The sequence below is a fragment of the Nostoc sp. C96 genome (assembly GCF_059384975.1).
Window position 1 is genome coordinate 3,003,384 of sequence record NZ_CM182020.1, and the last position, 16,546, is coordinate 3,019,929.

Here is a 16,546-nt window from a genome sequence, read left to right on the forward strand (position 1 = left end):
TGTATGAGAAATTTCGGAAACCGAATTTGTCAACAGCAAGCTTTTACAATTAATTTTATTTACTTCAAAGAGTGCGATCTCTCTACAGATAAATTGAGCAGCAGTAACCAAATATCTTTAGCTCTGCCACTCTAAGGAAGTGATACAATGCCTAATGTAGTTTTTTCTTCGATTGGATCAAGTAAGCTAAACTTCCCTGCTCCAGAACAACTTTAGACTGTGAAACTAACCCTCAACAGACTGAGAAACGCCATAGCAATTCAGTTTTCACCTGGCTTTTGAGCCAGAGTTGCAAGCAGATTTCGGTCATCTGAATACCAAAGATTACTTTCGTTACGTAAAAGATCTACCATTGCATTAAAGTCTTCATAGGGTAAGTCACGAATCTCGATTTGAGTGTTATCCTCGAATTTCAGAGTAATGAAACCTTTGTGTATATTATGTAACCATCCAGGATAATACAACTTGATATTTTTATCTGACATTTTTCCCTCTTGTTAATTAGGTAATTTGGAAACCCATTGATTTTTAAGTCTTTATGATCTGATCATTTAATTGATCATAAAGTAGGTTCACGTTGCGCCGTAGCATTTGAGCAAGGCTAATATAATCTTTGTATGCCAAGCCTTTGATTTCAAACACACTACCATTTACAAGACGTAATGTAGCAAATCCCCAATGTTCTTTATGTTGCCAACCGAGGTAGTAATCTTTAACTAAGTTGTTTGAGCTAACATCATTATTGATGAAGAAAATATCTATTTGGCTTGTCGTTGAAACATCAAAATAAAATCCATCATCTTGTGCACCTCCAATAAATCTATAAGTTTTATTAGATTCCATCTTGGAAGTATCTAAGATGAACTTAGCTTCGTAAAATTTTCCCTCACTTTTCTCACTCAATAATCTTGCTGTTCCTTCAGGAAAACTTACTACTCGGCATGTATTTTTCTTGAGTTCATCATCTGACCATGCTTGAAAAATAACTTGTATTTTGTCGTAAGTGTATTTGTCCTCAATAAAAATTTCAGAGCCTTTTGTAAAATATGATTTGTCAGAACCAGATAAAATGATTTTAACAGATTCATAAACCTCCTTGTAATTGGTTAATCCTGAGCCAAAATATGCGATAACTCCATCTTTTACAATATTCAAAATAGCTTTCCAATTATCCCGAACAATTGTCTCAATACCTGGATGTTCACTATTTTGTGCATAGTCTTTGGTAGAAATTATTTTTCCACCTTTTAGCTTTTGAACAACAAATTTACACTCCATAATTTCCTTCCGCCTACAAAAATTTTGGCAAAAACGGCAAAATTACTCATACATAAGCGTTTAGCTTACAAAGTAGCTAGGAAGTTAAAACCCTTGAGACTGCGTGCAATACATTAAAAATTGCTTCCGGAAAACCTTGAAGGAATTTTTAGGACTCATTGTTTTTGCCCAGCCTCGGAGAAATAAGAGTTTATACATCAACTCACCCTCGTAAATTGGCAAAGGTATTGAAAAGGATAGAGTTTTTCGCACCGCACTGGTAATGACCAATATATATTTAAGCTTAAGAAAAAAATGTGAGGATTTTGTGAGGAACGGTATTACATATCTAGAAAAAAACTAAGAGAGCAATTTTTTTGTATGTTTGCATACAATAGTGTTGAGTGATTTTTGCAGGGATGTGTCCAGATACGCGTGTTGACTGAGGCTTATGAAAGTTCTGCATCAGTACTAAAGCTGCAACTGCTAACAAAAAATAACCAAAACTCTTCTGAAGTCTATGAGCAGGAACAAACTCTGCCAAGTAGGCACCAAAAATAGTTCCTACACTAGCCGCCACAATGAAAGATAACATTAAGTGCCAATTGAAAGAAATATGTCCCCAGTAGCTCAAAAATCCAGCAATTGAATTAAAAACAATAATCAAGAGCGATGTACCGATCGCTTTTTTCATTGGTACTTTGCCCAACAGTACTAAAGCTGGAACGATCGCAAATCCACCACCAACACCAACCAAGCCAGTTAATATCCCAACTCCCAATCCTTCGGTGATTAACCACAACCAGCAATATTTACAAACTGGCGGGGGATACAAAGCTAACTGATCATCTGCGGCTATTTTTTGAGAACTACGACGAATCATGAACACCGCAGCTACCAACATCATGATGGCAAACAACATCATTTGCACAGTTTCGGTCACGACAGGTAGCATGGCAATTTTTGCCCCGATAAATGCTCCCAACATCGTTGCAGTACCAAAAATGAATGCTGTTTTAAACTGCACATTTTTAGCTCGCCAGTGAGGAATGATACCCAATAGGCTCACAGTACCGACAATCGCCAAAGTCATAGCGATCGCAGATTTTGGTGGTATACCCATAACGTAAACTAAAACTGGCAGAGCCAATACCGAACCACCACCACCAATTAAACCTAAACTCACCCCAATACAAGCAGCTAGTAAATGCCCAATTATCCAGGTCATACACTGCTCCGTTGATTATAAGGAAGTTTAGCCAGTAGCATTCCTAACGCACAGGTATCTGTAATTCCCGCCAGCATTAATCCGGCTCCCACCAGGCCACTCAAAAGCAAGAACCAAGGAGAAACCAATGCTCCGAGTAATGTGCCTGTCAACACCAAAGAACCCGCGACAATTTGTACTTGCCGCATTAAACTAATTGGGGCTTGTTTATTAATTGTGGTGGGATAACCTGCTGATTTCCAAGCTGTTATACCGCCATCAAGATGAGTTACTTCTGTAAATCCAGCATCAAAGAGTTTTTGCGCTGCCATTTTTGCGCGATTCCCAGAACGACAGTAGAGAATTACTTGAGTGTCTTGATTTTGAGGAACTTTGCGTGGCTCAAATTTGGACAAAGAAATTAGTTGTGCGCCGAAAATATGTTCTCCTGCATACTCAGATGGTTCACGCACATCTATTAGAGTGACAGTTTTTTGCTTGAGCAACTGTTTGAGAGTTGGAGCATCAACGGTTTGTAATTTGTGTGTATGAGAAGTTGTCATGATTATTTAACTTTGAGGAGAATTTGTAAACGCAGAGATATGGGCGGAGGGAAAACTTGATTGGTGGAATGACAAACTACAGAAATTATTGAGAAATGAGAGTTTTTGCGTAAGTTTTGATGCAGAGATGGTGTTTGATTACGCAGCAACATCACCGCAGCGCTGATTGGCGGGTACGGCTTCCATGATTTTTTTCGGGTTGGGTAAATTCAGGTTTGCCATTAATTGGATAAATTCTTCGCGGTTACGTCCCACAAGCCGAGGATTCCATAGCTTTTCTTCACCAATAGTGGAAACTGTATTACCTCGATAATCATGACCAGGATAAACTAAGGTTGCGTCAGGTAATGTAAACAATTTTTGGGTGATGGCATCATACATCATCCCGGCATTGCCGCTCTGAAAGTCAGTGCGTCCACAACCCCGAATGAACAGCGAATCTCCGGTGAGTAGATGAGTACCGTTAACTAAATAGGCATTATGGCTATCAGTATGACCGAGCGTTGCGATCGCCTCTATTTTCACTTTTCCTAATTCTAATACTTCACCATCTTTGATAAATCTGTCTGCACAGACAGCTTGGGCATTTTCTGGGACAATTCCCAAACAACCCGTTGCTTCCCGCAGTTTCGCTGCTCCTGTAATATGATCTGCGTGGATGTGGGTTTCTAAGCAGTATTTGAGAGTTAGTCCTAATTCTTGCAGTAATTGGCGATCGCGCTCCACCTGTTCTAAAACTGGATCGACCAAAATCGCTGTGTTTGTTGTTAAATCTGCAATCAAGTAAGTATATGTACTTGTATCTATGTCAAATAGTTGTCGGAATAACACGATGGCTAACTCCTGTTTTACTAAACTCATTCATAATATTGCTATATAGTAATATTTATATATTGTCTAGTTTTTAGCTAAAAAACCTGAGTTCGGCTCCTTATTACACCACTTCCCAAAAAAATGACCCAAATTTATCAATTTTCCATTCTTTACTCCTGCTCCCCGCCCCCTGCGGATATTTCAGCCCTTAATCAACTAATTCGACAATTGCTGTGATTAATTCTTCTGGTTCTATAGGTTTAGAAATATGTCGGTGAAATCCAGCGTTGATGGCTTGTTTTTCGTTGATTTCTCCAGCATAAGCCGACAGAGCGATCGCTTTAATATTTCCTCCTTGCGCTGGGGGCAGATTTCTCACTTGCTGCATCAACATATAGCCATCTACCTGGGGCATTCCAATGTCACTTAACAAGATATCTGCTGGGAAGTGGCTCAACGCTGTGAGTGCTTCTTTTGCAGAACTTGCCATAACTACGTTTGCACCTTCCTGTTCCAGCACAAAGGTGACAAATTCACAGTTATCAAAATCATCATCAACTACTAAAACCTTGATGCCATTTAAGTTTAAGGCTGGCTTCACCTGCTGACTATGCTGGTTGATTTGGCTTTGAACTGGCATTAGTGGTAGCCTCAATGTAAAAATTGCGCCTAGTCCTTCTCCTGGGCTTTGAGCTTGAACTGTGCCACCATGTAACTCAATTAAATGACGCACAATTGCTAGTCCTAAACCTAACCCGCCAAACTTTCTGGTGGTTGCGCTATCAGCCTGACGGAAGTAATCAAATATGAATGGGAGAAACTCAGGAGAAATACCTTTGCCATTATCACTAACCGTAATTTGAGCAACTGAGTCAAAGCATTCTAGGCGAACTTCTACCAATCCTCCTAACTGTGTGAACTTCAGAGCGTTCGACAGCAGATTCCAAACGACTTGTTGTAAGCGGGTAGAATCTCCAGCCACCTGCCCCACATTTGAGGTCAAAATCGTTTTGATGGTAATTGACTTAGCTTGTGCTGCCAGTCGGACTGTTTCGACAGCACCTTTAATTACCAATGTCAAATCCACAGGGCTAACATTGAGGCTCAAATTGCCTTGTAAAATTCGAGACACATCTAACAAATCTTCAATTAATTGGGCTTGGAGTTTAGCATTGCGCTCGATAGTTTTTAAGGCTTCCCTGGTCTTGGCTGGGTCTAATTTTTGGGATTGCAGTAACTGCGCCCAACCGAGGATGGGGTTGAGGGGTGTACGCAACTCATGGGACAGGACTGCTAAAAATTCATCTTTAATCCGGTTAGCTGTTTCAGCTTGTTCCCGCGCAGCTTGTTCTTGTTGTAGCAGTTGAATACGCTGTTGTTCTAGTTGTTTTTGGTCTTCAATATCTGTTGCGGTACCGAACCATTTGATTACCTGACCCCGTTCATTTTTTAACGGTACAGCTTGATGTAAATGCCATCGATACATACCATCGGCGCGGCGCATTCTGCCTTCGGCTTGATAGTAAGTTCCATCTTGTTGAGCCACTACCCAATTTTCACCCAGCCTCGGCGCATCATCAGGATGCACAACTGCTTGCCAGCCTTCAGTTTGTGCTTGTGTTAGTGTTAGCCCAGTGAAACTACACCAACGTTGATTAACATCAATTAGTACCCCTTTTGTATCTGCTGTCCAGACTAATTGAGGAATAGATTCAGCCAAATATCGATAGCGTTTTTCACTTTCCAACAAAGCTGCTTCTGAAAGTTTGCGTTCAGTAATATCCAATGCAATCCCTGTCATCCGTATTGGCTGATTATTGTCATCGTAAAAAGTTTGTCCAATTGCTGTTAGCCATCGCTCGCCTTGGGTGGGGTGAAGAATGCGAAATTCGGCATTCAGGTCGGTGCGGTGTGCTAGTGCTTGGCGTGCTGCTTGATCGGTGCGATCGCGGTCTGGTTCAATAATAGACAAAAGCCAATTTTGATATGAAGCTTGAGTAATGGCTGGATCAAGACCATAAAGACGATAATATTCAATTGACCAGGTAACTTGATTAGTTGTAATATCCCAGTCCCACACGCCAGCATTAGCAGCTTGTTGAGCAATTCTCAGTCGCTCTTCACTTTGTCGGAGGGTATCTTCGGCTTGTTGGCAATGACTAAAGTCATCCACCAATGCCGCAAATCTGCTTGTTGAAGATGCAGGTTCTTCTTCCTGAGTCAAACTGCGGGCAAACTGTTCTATTACTTCCGAGCGAGAAGTCCCTTGCTTTCTGGCCTCTGCGTCTAATAATTGCCATGCAGTAGCAGTCAGCGTGACACTAAATCGCTGTTTGGTTTCACCATCGCAATTACTCACAAATTTACCTGCACTATCCCGCTTCATAAGGCTCCGTCCGTATATATATACGGTTATTTCTATTGAAGCCTAATTTTTCTGCATAACAATCTCTCTAGGGGAAGATGATTTTGTCATTGCTTCTCATGAAGTTATATCATATCTGGCAAATCACTAATGATTCAGCATATCTGTGCAGAAAGACAAAACTCTTTTTCCCCCTGCTCCCTGCTCCCTGCGGTATGTATGATAAGTCTTTTAACAAACACGATATTATTTCCCTGGATGTAAATGTTGCTCGAAGAATCCGATTAATTCCTGCCAAGCATCTTCGGCAGCGGTGCGGTTGTAGTCTGAGCGTTCGTCACAGAAAAAGCCATGCCCTGCATCGGGATAAACTTTGAGGTGGTAGTCTTTGCCCAGTTCTTGAAATCGAGTGTTGATTTGCTGAATGCGAGCGCTCGAAATAAAAATATCTTGACCACCAAAAAACAAATAGACAGGTACAGTAATATCTGCAACGGCCTCAATCCACTCATCTAAAACCATGCCGTAAAAGGGAGCCGCGGCAGCGATTTGGTTGGATAACTTACAAGCGGTGAAAAAAGTCAATCCACCTCCCAAACAAAATCCCGTGACTCCAATCCGATCTGCATCAACATTTGGCAAAGACTTCAAATACCTCAATGCGGCGCGAATGTCATCTTCCAAAGGTTGTCCGAAATCTAACCGCCACATCATAGCCATCGCCTGCTCTAGTTCGTCATAACCAAATTTGTTATTTGGCAATTCACGATAGTATAAATCTGGTATTAGTACCTCATACCCTTGATGAGCAATTCGGACAGCGACATCTTGTATGTGTGTGGTCACGCCAAATGCTTCCATCAAAAGCAACACAGCGGGTTTGCGTCCAGGCTGATCTGATGTGATTAAGACAGCAGGCATTTGTCCAGATAAAGTAGAAATCAGCACCTCAGTTTGTGCAATTTTCATCTTCTATTTTCGCTAGAGTCTACTGATTTTTAATGATAATTCTTTATGCCTAGCGCGAGGCTCTAGCACTAACAGCACGTTGGAGATTAGCTAAAGCGCGATTGTAATCTAAAATTGCCGTAACTCGATTACCTTCGGCTCTGGTCAAGTCATTTTCTGCCTCAATCACTTCTGTTTGTGTACCAACACCAGCTTGATATCTAATTCTGGCGATGTTCAATGCTTCTCTAGCTTGTTCTAAACCTACACTAGAAGTCTGCACATTATCTAAGTTAGAGCGTAGTTGAGCGTAGTATTGTTCCACATTAAAGCGAATTTGGTCACGCTGATTCGCAAATTGAGTTTCCGCGATCGCAATATTACTTCTAGCTTGCGCCGCCCTAGCGTTGGCTGCTCCGCCATCGAATAAATTCACACTGGCTTGCAGTCCAATGGAATAACCATCAGTAATGCTGACACTATCGTTAAAGCGATCAAGTAAGTTATAACTTGTGACTAAACCAACTTGCGGTCTTACCTGGGCTAACGCCTGTCGTCGCTGTTGTTCAGAAATATTTCTTTGGGCTATTTGTTGCCGCAATTCTGGGCGATTTTGAAAGGCTTCAACAATAGTTTGTTCTAAGCTTGGTTGCCAAAGTCCTGCCAGTGCTACTGTATCAGCCGCTGTGATATCTACTGTCTGCGGTAAACTGAGTAAAGTCCCAAACTGACGACGAGCAATTTGCTGGTCTGATAGAGAATTTGTCAAGTCTTGTTGGGCATTAGCTAAATTTACTTGAGCTTGCAGTACATCAAATCGTGTTCCGATCCCGGCTCTTTCTCTGGCTTGAGCATCTCGCAAACTGGCTTGAGCATTGGCTACCGCAGATTGATTAATTCTGACTTGTTCATCTGCTTGTTGCAAATTGTAGTATTGAGTTTTGATATTGAGTTCAATTTCTCTAGATTGGTTTTCGACATCTAATTCATCTATACGTAACTGTTCTTCAGCTTGTTTAATAATTGCTTGACGGCTACCAGAGGTGTAGAGGTTGTAGTTTAGTTGTGCTGTACCGTTAAAAGAGGTACTAGGTTGAGAAGTACTACTACTAAAACCATTACCACTATTAGTTACACTGCCGTTGATATCAAGAGTGGGAAACAAAGCTGCTTGAGATTCTCGCAGTGCAGCACGACTACGTTCTAACTCTAAGATTGTGACTTGTAAATTGCGATTGTTACGTCTGGCTAATTCTAGAGCCTGTGCCAAACTTAGAGGGACAGTTGTTTGAATCTGCACCTCTTGTGGTTTAGTGGGAAATTGTAGAGGATTGGCACTAGGATTTAAGTTTTGTGGCGGTGTCTGCGGTGGCGTTTGAGCATTGGCGCTCTTTGGCACAGCAGAAATTAATAGGGCGATCGCCACAACAACCCAGGTAGAATGCACAGAAGACAGCATAAGGTTTAGAGATTAACGGGAAAATAGGGAATGGGGAGTAAAACAGAAAGTTTACGATATTTGATTTTGTCTGACTTCACCTGAACGGAGGATATCCGCTAAATCTGCGGTTAATTATTAGGTAATTGCCCAATTTAACCGACAATCAAACCATCCTGCACGCGGATGGTTCTTTTAGTTTGAGCCGCAATATCTGGCTCATGGGTAACAATCACAATTGTGATGCCTTGCTGGTTTAATTCTGTGAGTAAATTCATCACTTCATAAGAAGTTTCTGTATCTAACGCACCTGTTGGTTCATCTGCTAAAACTAATGCAGGCCTATTAACTAAAGCACGGGCGATTGCCACTCGTTGTTGTTGTCCCCCAGAAAGTTGACTAGGACGGTTGAGAATGCGATCGCCTAGCCCCACTCTGCGTAACGCATCCAAGGCTCTTTCACGCCGTTTACTTTTGGGTAAGTTAGCATAAACCATTGGCAACATCACATTTTCTAGTGCTGTTGACCGTGCTAATAAATTAAATTGTTGAAAAACAAAACCTATCCTTTGATTGCGGATATATGCTAACTCATCATCATTAAAAGTAGTTAGGTTTCTGCCTTCAAAAATATAGTTACCATTAGTCGGTCTATCTAAACATCCTAAAATATTCATCAGCGTCGATTTACCCGAACCTGACGCACCCATAATTGCCACATATTCGCCTTCTTCAATGGCTAATTGAATTCCCTTGAGAATGGGAACACTCATTTCTCCTAATTGGTATGTTTTAGTAATAGATTCCATCCAAATCATGTTTACCATATTATTTAGTACCGAGTAAAAATATCAATTATTACTTTTTACTTGTAAGTTATTATTTTAATATCTAACTACTATTAAATTTTTTGTTATTAATGAAATTAATCACTACGTAAAGCTGTAATAGGGTCTAATTTTGCTGCATTTCTAGCCGGAATAACACCAGCAACTAAACCTACAGATAATGAAAGTCCAAAACCTGCAATTACTGAAGCAAAAGAAATCACAAAAGGAAATTTAAAAATATTGGCAGCAACAAAGGCAATTAAAATCCCACTGCCCATACCAATACCACCACCGACAATAGAAATTACGATCGCCTCGGCTAAAAACTGATTCAAAATAGCGGCATTAGTTGCCCCTACGGCTTTACGAATGCCAATTTCTCGCGTTCGTTCTACTACAGAAACCAGCATAATATTAGCAATACCAATTCCGCCGACCACCAGAGAAATCCCGGCGATCGCTACGACCATAATTGTAAATAAACCGACAACATTAGTGAAGGTACTAACAATATCAGCTTGATTAGTAATCCGAAAATCATCAACTTGTGGGGGATAAATTTCGTGACGCAAGCGCAAAATATTCGTAACTTGAAATTGAGCCGCTTCTAATTTGTCCTGATTGCTAGATTTAATTAAAATTCCGCTTACCGACACACCTGTTAAAGCATTATTCCCGACCAATCTTCCCGACATACTAGTTAGAGGAATAAAAATTTGGTCATCTCTATCCATCGGCCCTTGAGCGCCTTTCGGTTCTGTGATCCCAATCACTTCATAAGTTTCTCCCTGAATGCGAATTTGTTCGCCAATGACTTTTGTACTATTGCCAAATAACGTTCTCTTGACTGTCGGCCCCAGCACAGCAACTTGCTTACTAGAATCAAGTTCTTCTTGATTAAAAAACCGCCCCTCTTGAGGATGAGTATTGCGTGCGTCTGGATAATTTAAGTCTGTGCCGTAAATTGTTGTGGAAGTATTTTCGCCACCATATACTACTTGAGCATTCCTTTGAAGATACGCCGAAACTAAATCTGCTGATGGCGCTTGTTGCGCTATGGCTTTGGCATCTTCCCAAGTTAAGGTAGTGGTAGAACCTAAACCTTGGCGGACATTACCACTTCTAGGCGCACCCGCTAAAACTTGTAATACATCTGTTCCTAATGCTTGGATTTGATTCTCAACGCTTTTTTGCACTCCTTGACCAACGGATGTAATAGCTATGACGGAAGCAATACCAATAATCACTCCTAGCATGGTCAGTCCGGTGCGTAATTTATTACTCCACAGTGTCTCCACCGCCATTGATAATATTTCTGTCAACGGTACTGTAGACTTACTAGGAATTTTGGGAATTTTGGCAATTTTTTCTAAACTCTTCACCATAGCAATTTTGGACTAACAGCCTGAATATATAAACCTTTTACTTTTGCCTTTTACCTTTAATTAGCATTACCACCAGAACGACCACCTCCACCAGAAGAACGACCACCTCCACCGCCTAAACCCGGAAATACACCACCTCGTGGCGTTGATTGCGGTCTTGACCCAGGTGGGAAACTCAGCAAGACTTTTTCATCACCGGTTAATCCTGATTTAACTTCTGTAAAATTATTAACGGTAACGCCTGTTTCAATCCGAGTAAATTTAGGTTGATCATCTGCGCTTAAAACATATACACCTGTAGCGCGTTCTCGCCGAACAACTGCGGCTGTGGGGACAACTAAAGCATTTTCTACTTCACCAACTTGAAATTCCATATCGACATTCATCCCAGAACGAAGTAAGTTTTGCGGGTCAGACAAAGATGCTTTGACCTGAAAACTAGTAACATTCTGCTCGACGGTTGCTTGAGCCGCAATTTGGCTGACTTTACCTTCAAAAACTTTACCTGGGTAAGCATCGGCTTTAATGGTCACTGGTTGACCAAGGCGAATTTTGGCAATATTTGATTCTGATAAATTAGCGACAACTTGATTTGTTGAAGCTAGAGCCAAAATCGAAGAAGATGTGGCGGAAGAAACGGCACTACCTGAAGTTGTAGGAGTGACAAAAGCCCCAGGATCAGAGAATTTTTGCGTCACCAGACCATCAAAAGGTGCGCGAATGATAGTGTCATTGATTTGGGCTTGGATATTTTGCAGTGAACCACGAGCCGATGTGACTTGGGCGCGGGCTACTTCAATATCTTCTTGACGGGTTCCAGCTTTTAATAAGGCTAAAGCTTCTTGTTGCTGTTTAACTGTAGCCCTGGCTTGTTGAATATCTTCTGAGCGTGAACCTGCTTGTTGCAGGGCTAATGCTTGTTGTGCTTCATTGACTTGGGCTTGGGCGCTATCACGCGCTGACCGTTTTTGGATGACTGTTTGGAGAGAAATCGCTCCAGAATTGTACAGTTGTTGATTACGCCGTAAATCATCTTCTGCTTGCACTAGGGTAGCTTGGGCGCTTCTTAAACGTGCTTGCGCTTGGGCAATGTCTTGGGGGCGATTACCTGCTTCTACTTTTTGCAGATTTGCTTCGGCTTGTGCTAATTGTGCTTGCGCTTGGGCAATATCTTGGGGGCGATTACCTGCTTGGGCTTTTTGTAGATTTGCCTCAGCTTGTGCGAGTTGTCCTTGTGCTTGAGTCAAATTTCCCCGCAGGTTAGAATCATCCATGTAGGCGAGAATTTGACCTTTTTTGACAAAATCCCCTTCTTTAACTAGCAATGTTTTGAGTACGCCAGAATTTTTGGGACTGACGTTAATAGAGCGTTCCGGCTTGACTGTGCCATTTGCGGAAACTGCGATCGCTAAGTTTTGTCTTTCTACTGACTGTGTTAAAGTCTTTTGTTTGGCTTCTTGGCGCGGCATTACGGCTACTCGGTAATAAACACCATAGCCAATTCCACCCAACAGCCCTAGTATCAAGAGCCACGGTAGCCAATTATACTTTTTTCTAATTTTCGGCTCTGAAGGTAAAGCTGATGAATCTACAGGGGTTGATGTATCAAGTTTCATAACTGTGTCCGTTATCGAAAATGGCTACCGAGCTAGTTATATGCGATCGCTATAGTGACTATATCAACATAAAATTTAAAATTTATAACTTATTATCAATCAAAAAGGACATTTTCTCTGCATGACTAAAGTCACTAATAATTTTTAATTGCTATATGACTAAAGTCATCAATTTTTTATGAAATTGGCTAATTTTTGCTTGAAAGTTAATGATATTTTGATGGACTATAGCAGTCCTAAATCATTTGTAAACTAAAAGATACCCGACTTCTTTAAGAAGTCGGGTATCTGAAGGTAAATATATAACCACAAAAGGCAAGATTTCAATTCATAAATCAAGAATTTATAATTCTTGCCTTCTGCCTTTTTCATCACAAAGATTAGGCTTGTAATCAACACAAAATAAAACTTTAATTAGCCACAATACCTTGCGGGAAGCTATTATTTACAGATGGTATTAATCGGGGTGAAGAAGATACTTCACTCACAGTTCCATCATACTGATTAACCTTCAGTACAGATATTCTATTATTCGCCGGCATAATATTTACAGCTGATTGAGAGACAACGTGTAGAAATGACTCAGTAGCATCTAGAGTTAGTTGAGCGCCACCAGTACCCATCTCCCCTCTCAGTACAACCCTCTGAATTTCTACTGGTGTGCTTGGGTCTTTGGCAATATCATAGACAGTTACACTGTTGTCACCAGGGTTGGTGGTATAAAGACGGGTTCCAGCCCGGTTAATAGCAATCCAGCAGATGAATAAGCCCGAATTAGGTACAGTTTTGAGGAGATGCAAATCCCCATCTGGTTCGTAAGCATAAACTCCTAATTGCCTACTGAGTGTGAACGCCACATATAAAATTGGTTGTCGGGGATGAACTTGGAGTCCTAGTGTGAGACCTAATGGATTTGGCGGGAATGCTGCTGGAGGTAGCTGTTGTGGTGAGTTTGGGCTTTGTTGCAGACGACCGTTAGGAAGAATTTGATAAGAACGCAGTAACCCAGTCCCGCCATCCATACCAAATAGCAAACGTTTATTTGGAGAGATGAGTGCTTGGGTTGGAAGAGAACCTCTGGGAACTGACGCGGTAGAATTTGGGATAGGAATCAATCTACCCCTTGGAGTTACGCGGAAGGTAGTATAGTTCGGTAGAGAATCGCTGGCTTCTGGGGAGGGAATCTGAGGTAATAAGTTTTGATTAACTACAGTCAGAATATCACCTGCTAAACCTAGACTAACTGGTGCTACTCCCCCACTAGGGAACGGCGATCCTTCTACCGGAGAAAGATTACCATCTTTGTTGATGTTAAACACAGCAATAGTATTTGACCCAGAATTTACAGCAAAAAGCTTTGTTTTTTCAGGGTTAACAATCACTTCTTGATCGGACGCAAAGGCTGTAATGGAAACGGGGCCACCCCCGACGATGGGAGCATTAGGAATACCTGCACCGCCAGTCGGAAAAGATGGAGTGGGTAATGGTGTGAGTGTACCTAAAGCATCGCGGCGGAACCCAAGAATAGAGTTACCATTGGGAGTAGGAATGTTGCTTTGGGTATAAACAACACCAGTGGAACGATACCATTGATACCAATGAGCATCAGCACTTTGAACTGCTAATCCTCCTGTCAGCACAAGGGTAGCCAAAGCACTGACTGTGAGACATTTTTTAGAACCCTGACGATTATTTTTACTAGTCTTAGATAGAATATTCATAAATTTATCCTGGTATATCACACAAATCTTTCTGTAGAGATATCACAGTTGATCCGAGAATTTATGCAAATTGCTTTAGGAGTTTAGAAAACTCATCAATGATAAATGACAACACAACAACCTAGATAAGCTGTTAAGCATTTAATTTGCAGATTGAGGCCGCAGGGAGTAAGGGAGAGGGTTTGCAGCTTTTATTACCATCAATATAGTGCAATTTAAATGACGATTAGCTTACATGAAAGCGTTACCCTAGATGGTAAAGCTACAATCTAAACTATGACACCTGAAGAAATTGCGGTAACGCTGACAGAATTATTTGGTGCAGGAGCAGTGAATGCGATCGCACCAGGATCTTGGCAAATAGACTCATCGACTTTTCGGTTGTTAGTGTTGCTGTCAGAAGACCAAACTTGGTTGCGAGTGTTATTGCCAATTATGCCGCTACAAGAAGCGGAAACATTTTTAACACAATTTTTAGAAGCCAACTTTGATGAAACTCAAGAAGTCCGCTACGCCATCTATGACGGGGTAGTTTGGGGTGTATATCACCATAACAGCGGTACATTAGCGAGTGCAGATTTTGCCAATGCGATCGCCAGGCTAATATCTCTACATAAATCTGGCTTAAATGATGTCTTCAATCGATTCATTGAAAACCGCCTGCGCCAAATTATCCAAGCAGCAAAACAGCAAGGACAATCTCTGCAAACCACAATGCAAAACTTGGATAGATTTTATGCTGAAGGCTTGATGGGGGAAATTAACCAATCGGCTGATGATCGAGAACAAGTATTAGCCACTTGGCGATATCAACTAGAACGGCTTTGGAATGAAGTGTGAAGTATGAATTTCATACTTTTGCTTCCTGTTTTATCCCTACAGCCAATATTACAATAAAGTGTTTATTGATTATGGATATTATCGAAATTCTCAAAGATGATTATCAAAGATTTCCAGACAATCAAACATATTCAATATATGCTGAAGATGTTTATTTTCAAGATATGGTTTTTAAATTTCGGGGCGTTAAACTGTATCAATGGATGATTAAATTTATCAAAACTTTCTTTTTAAATCCCAAAATGGATTTGCATAACATTGAACGTTTAGGAGATACCATCAAAACTGAGTGGACACTAAGTTGGAATAGTCCTTTACCTTGGAAACCCCGCCTTTCTATTTCTGGCTGGAGTGAATTACTACTCAATGCTGACGATTTAATTATTTCTCACATTGATTATTGGAACTGTTCACAGGTGGACGTACTCAAACAGCATTTCTTTCCAATCAAATAGTGTGATAGCTTGCTCAGATCCCCGACTTCTTAAAGAAGTCGGGGATCTTGTTGTTCACGAATAATTGAGCGAACTAAGCACTCATTTCTAACATTCGTTGCATAGGACGCAACGCCGCCAGGCGAATATCCTCAGACATGCTAATTTCAGGAGCGCGGTTTTTCATAGCTAAATACAGTTTTTCTAATGTATTTAGTCGCATAAAAGGACACTCATTACAGTTACAGTTATTTGTCGGTGGCGCAGGAATAAACTGCTTTTGGGGAGCAAGTTTTTGCATTTGGTGAATGATTCCTGGTTCTGTCGCCACAATAAATTCTTGAGACGCGCTGGTTTGGCAATATTTGAGTAAAGCTGCTGTCGAGCCAATGTAGCTGGCGTGGCGCAAAACGCTAGTTTCACATTCTGGGTGTGCGATCGCCTCGGCTTGAGGATGTGCTATTTTTAACTGGACGATTTTCTTTTCCGAAAAGGTTTCATGGACAATGCAGCTACCTTGCCACAGTACCAAATCTCTGCCAGTTTGTTCCATTACATAGCGCCCTAAATTCCGGTCTGGCGCAAAAATAATTGGTTGGATCTTTTGGTATCTGCTGCACAATTTTGACCGCATTAGAACTGGTGCAGATAATATCACTCATGGCTTTAATTTCAGCCGAGCAGTTGATATAGGAAATTACCAGATGATTGGGGTGCGCTGCTTTAAAAGCTGCAAATTCTTTTGGTGGACAGCTATCGGCTAAAGAACAACCAGCTGCTAAATCAGGTAACAGTACTAATTTATCAGGATTAAGTATTTTGGCGGTTTCTGCCATGAAATGTACACCTGCAAAGACAATCACATCTGCATTCGTCTGTGCTGCGGCTTTTGCTAGTTGTAATGAATCACCAATAAAGTCTGCAATATCTTGAATATCTGGTTCTTGATAGTAATGGGCTAAAATGACCGCGTTGAGTTCTTTTTTCAGCTGCTCAATAGCCGCAAATAAATCGCGTGGTAGTTCACCCAGTTGGGTTTTGTCTGTTGGTGCAAATGCAGTTGTAAACACAGTTAGGGGTTGTTTTGGGTTGCAAATGTTTTGTCCAGTGGATTCAATTATAGTAGTTT

The 16,546-nt window shown here is 41.1% G+C and carries 14 protein-coding genes and 1 pseudogene; 2 read left to right on the forward strand and 13 right to left on the reverse strand.

The window, feature by feature from the left end:
• Positions 1-260: 260 nt before the first annotated feature.
• From AC504W_RS12825 to AC504W_RS12880, 12 genes are all read right to left on the reverse strand, one after another.
• The gene (locus tag AC504W_RS12825; RefSeq protein WP_494878091.1) at positions 261-485 is read right to left on the reverse strand and encodes a hypothetical protein; all 225 of its coding nucleotides are present in this window, start codon (positions 483-485) and stop codon (positions 261-263) included.
• A gap of 43 nt (positions 486-528) precedes the next feature.
• Positions 529-1,278, reverse strand: coding sequence for a hypothetical protein (locus AC504W_RS12830; protein WP_494878092.1), 750 nt, complete (start codon positions 1,276-1,278; stop codon positions 529-531).
• Positions 1,279-1,606: 328 nt separating this feature from the next.
• The gene (locus AC504W_RS12835) at positions 1,607-2,485 is read right to left on the reverse strand and encodes a sulfite exporter TauE/SafE family protein (protein WP_494878093.1); all 879 of its coding nucleotides are present in this window, start codon (positions 2,483-2,485) and stop codon (positions 1,607-1,609) included.
• On the reverse strand, positions 2,482-3,027 hold the full coding sequence (locus tag AC504W_RS12840; protein WP_494878094.1) for a rhodanese-like domain-containing protein: 546 nt from the start codon (positions 3,025-3,027) through the stop codon (positions 2,482-2,484). Before AC504W_RS12840 ends, AC504W_RS12835 begins: the two co-directional genes overlap by 4 nt.
• 138 nt (positions 3,028-3,165) lie before the next feature.
• On the reverse strand, positions 3,166-3,858 hold the full coding sequence (locus AC504W_RS12845; RefSeq protein ID WP_494878641.1) for an MBL fold metallo-hydrolase: 693 nt from the start codon (positions 3,856-3,858) through the stop codon (positions 3,166-3,168).
• 190 nt (positions 3,859-4,048) lie between these two features.
• Positions 4,049-6,226, reverse strand: a complete 2,178-nt coding sequence (locus tag AC504W_RS12850) for a PAS domain-containing hybrid sensor histidine kinase/response regulator (RefSeq protein WP_494878095.1) — start codon at positions 6,224-6,226, stop codon at positions 4,049-4,051.
• A gap of 225 nt (positions 6,227-6,451) precedes the next feature.
• The gene (locus AC504W_RS12855; protein ID WP_494878097.1) at positions 6,452-7,174 is read right to left on the reverse strand and encodes a dienelactone hydrolase family protein; all 723 of its coding nucleotides are present in this window, start codon (positions 7,172-7,174) and stop codon (positions 6,452-6,454) included.
• 49 nt (positions 7,175-7,223) lie between these two features.
• Positions 7,224-8,612 carry a TolC family protein gene (locus AC504W_RS12860; RefSeq protein ID WP_494879639.1) on the reverse strand — a complete coding sequence of 463 codons (1,389 nt, stop codon included), beginning with the start codon at positions 8,610-8,612 and terminating at the stop codon, positions 7,224-7,226.
• A 134-nt stretch (positions 8,613-8,746) separates the two neighbouring features.
• Positions 8,747-9,418, reverse strand: coding sequence for an ABC transporter ATP-binding protein (locus tag AC504W_RS12865; protein WP_494878099.1), 672 nt, complete (start codon positions 9,416-9,418; stop codon positions 8,747-8,749).
• 98 nt (positions 9,419-9,516) lie between these two features.
• Entirely contained in the window at positions 9,517-10,806 is a 1,290-nt protein-coding gene (locus tag AC504W_RS12870) for an ABC transporter permease (RefSeq protein ID WP_494878101.1), read from the reverse strand.
• A gap of 56 nt (positions 10,807-10,862) precedes the next feature.
• A complete protein-coding gene (locus tag AC504W_RS12875; RefSeq protein ID WP_494878103.1) occupies positions 10,863-12,422 on the reverse strand; it encodes an efflux RND transporter periplasmic adaptor subunit in 1,560 nt (519 codons plus the stop codon).
• A gap of 410 nt (positions 12,423-12,832) precedes the next feature.
• Complete coding sequence (locus tag AC504W_RS12880; RefSeq protein ID WP_494878105.1) at positions 12,833-14,143, reverse strand: lactonase family protein; 1,311 nt, start codon at positions 14,141-14,143, stop codon at positions 12,833-12,835.
• Positions 14,144-14,419: 276 nt separating this feature from the next.
• Here AC504W_RS12880 and AC504W_RS12885 point away from each other — a divergent pair, with 276 nt between their 5' ends.
• Both AC504W_RS12885 and AC504W_RS12890 read left to right on the forward strand, forming a co-directional pair.
• Positions 14,420-14,983: a hypothetical protein gene (locus AC504W_RS12885; protein ID WP_494878106.1), complete on the forward strand. Its 564-nt coding sequence runs from the start codon at positions 14,420-14,422 to the stop codon at positions 14,981-14,983.
• A 71-nt stretch (positions 14,984-15,054) separates the two neighbouring features.
• Positions 15,055-15,438, forward strand: coding sequence for a C6orf136 family protein (locus AC504W_RS12890; protein WP_494878108.1), 384 nt, complete (start codon positions 15,055-15,057; stop codon positions 15,436-15,438).
• Positions 15,439-15,511: 73 nt separating this feature from the next.
• On the opposite strand, the pseudogene nadA reads toward AC504W_RS12890, so the two are convergent.
• A pseudogene (gene nadA, locus AC504W_RS12895) lies at positions 15,512-16,487 on the reverse strand (quinolinate synthase NadA).
• Between the last annotated feature and the right edge of the window lie 59 nt (positions 16,488-16,546).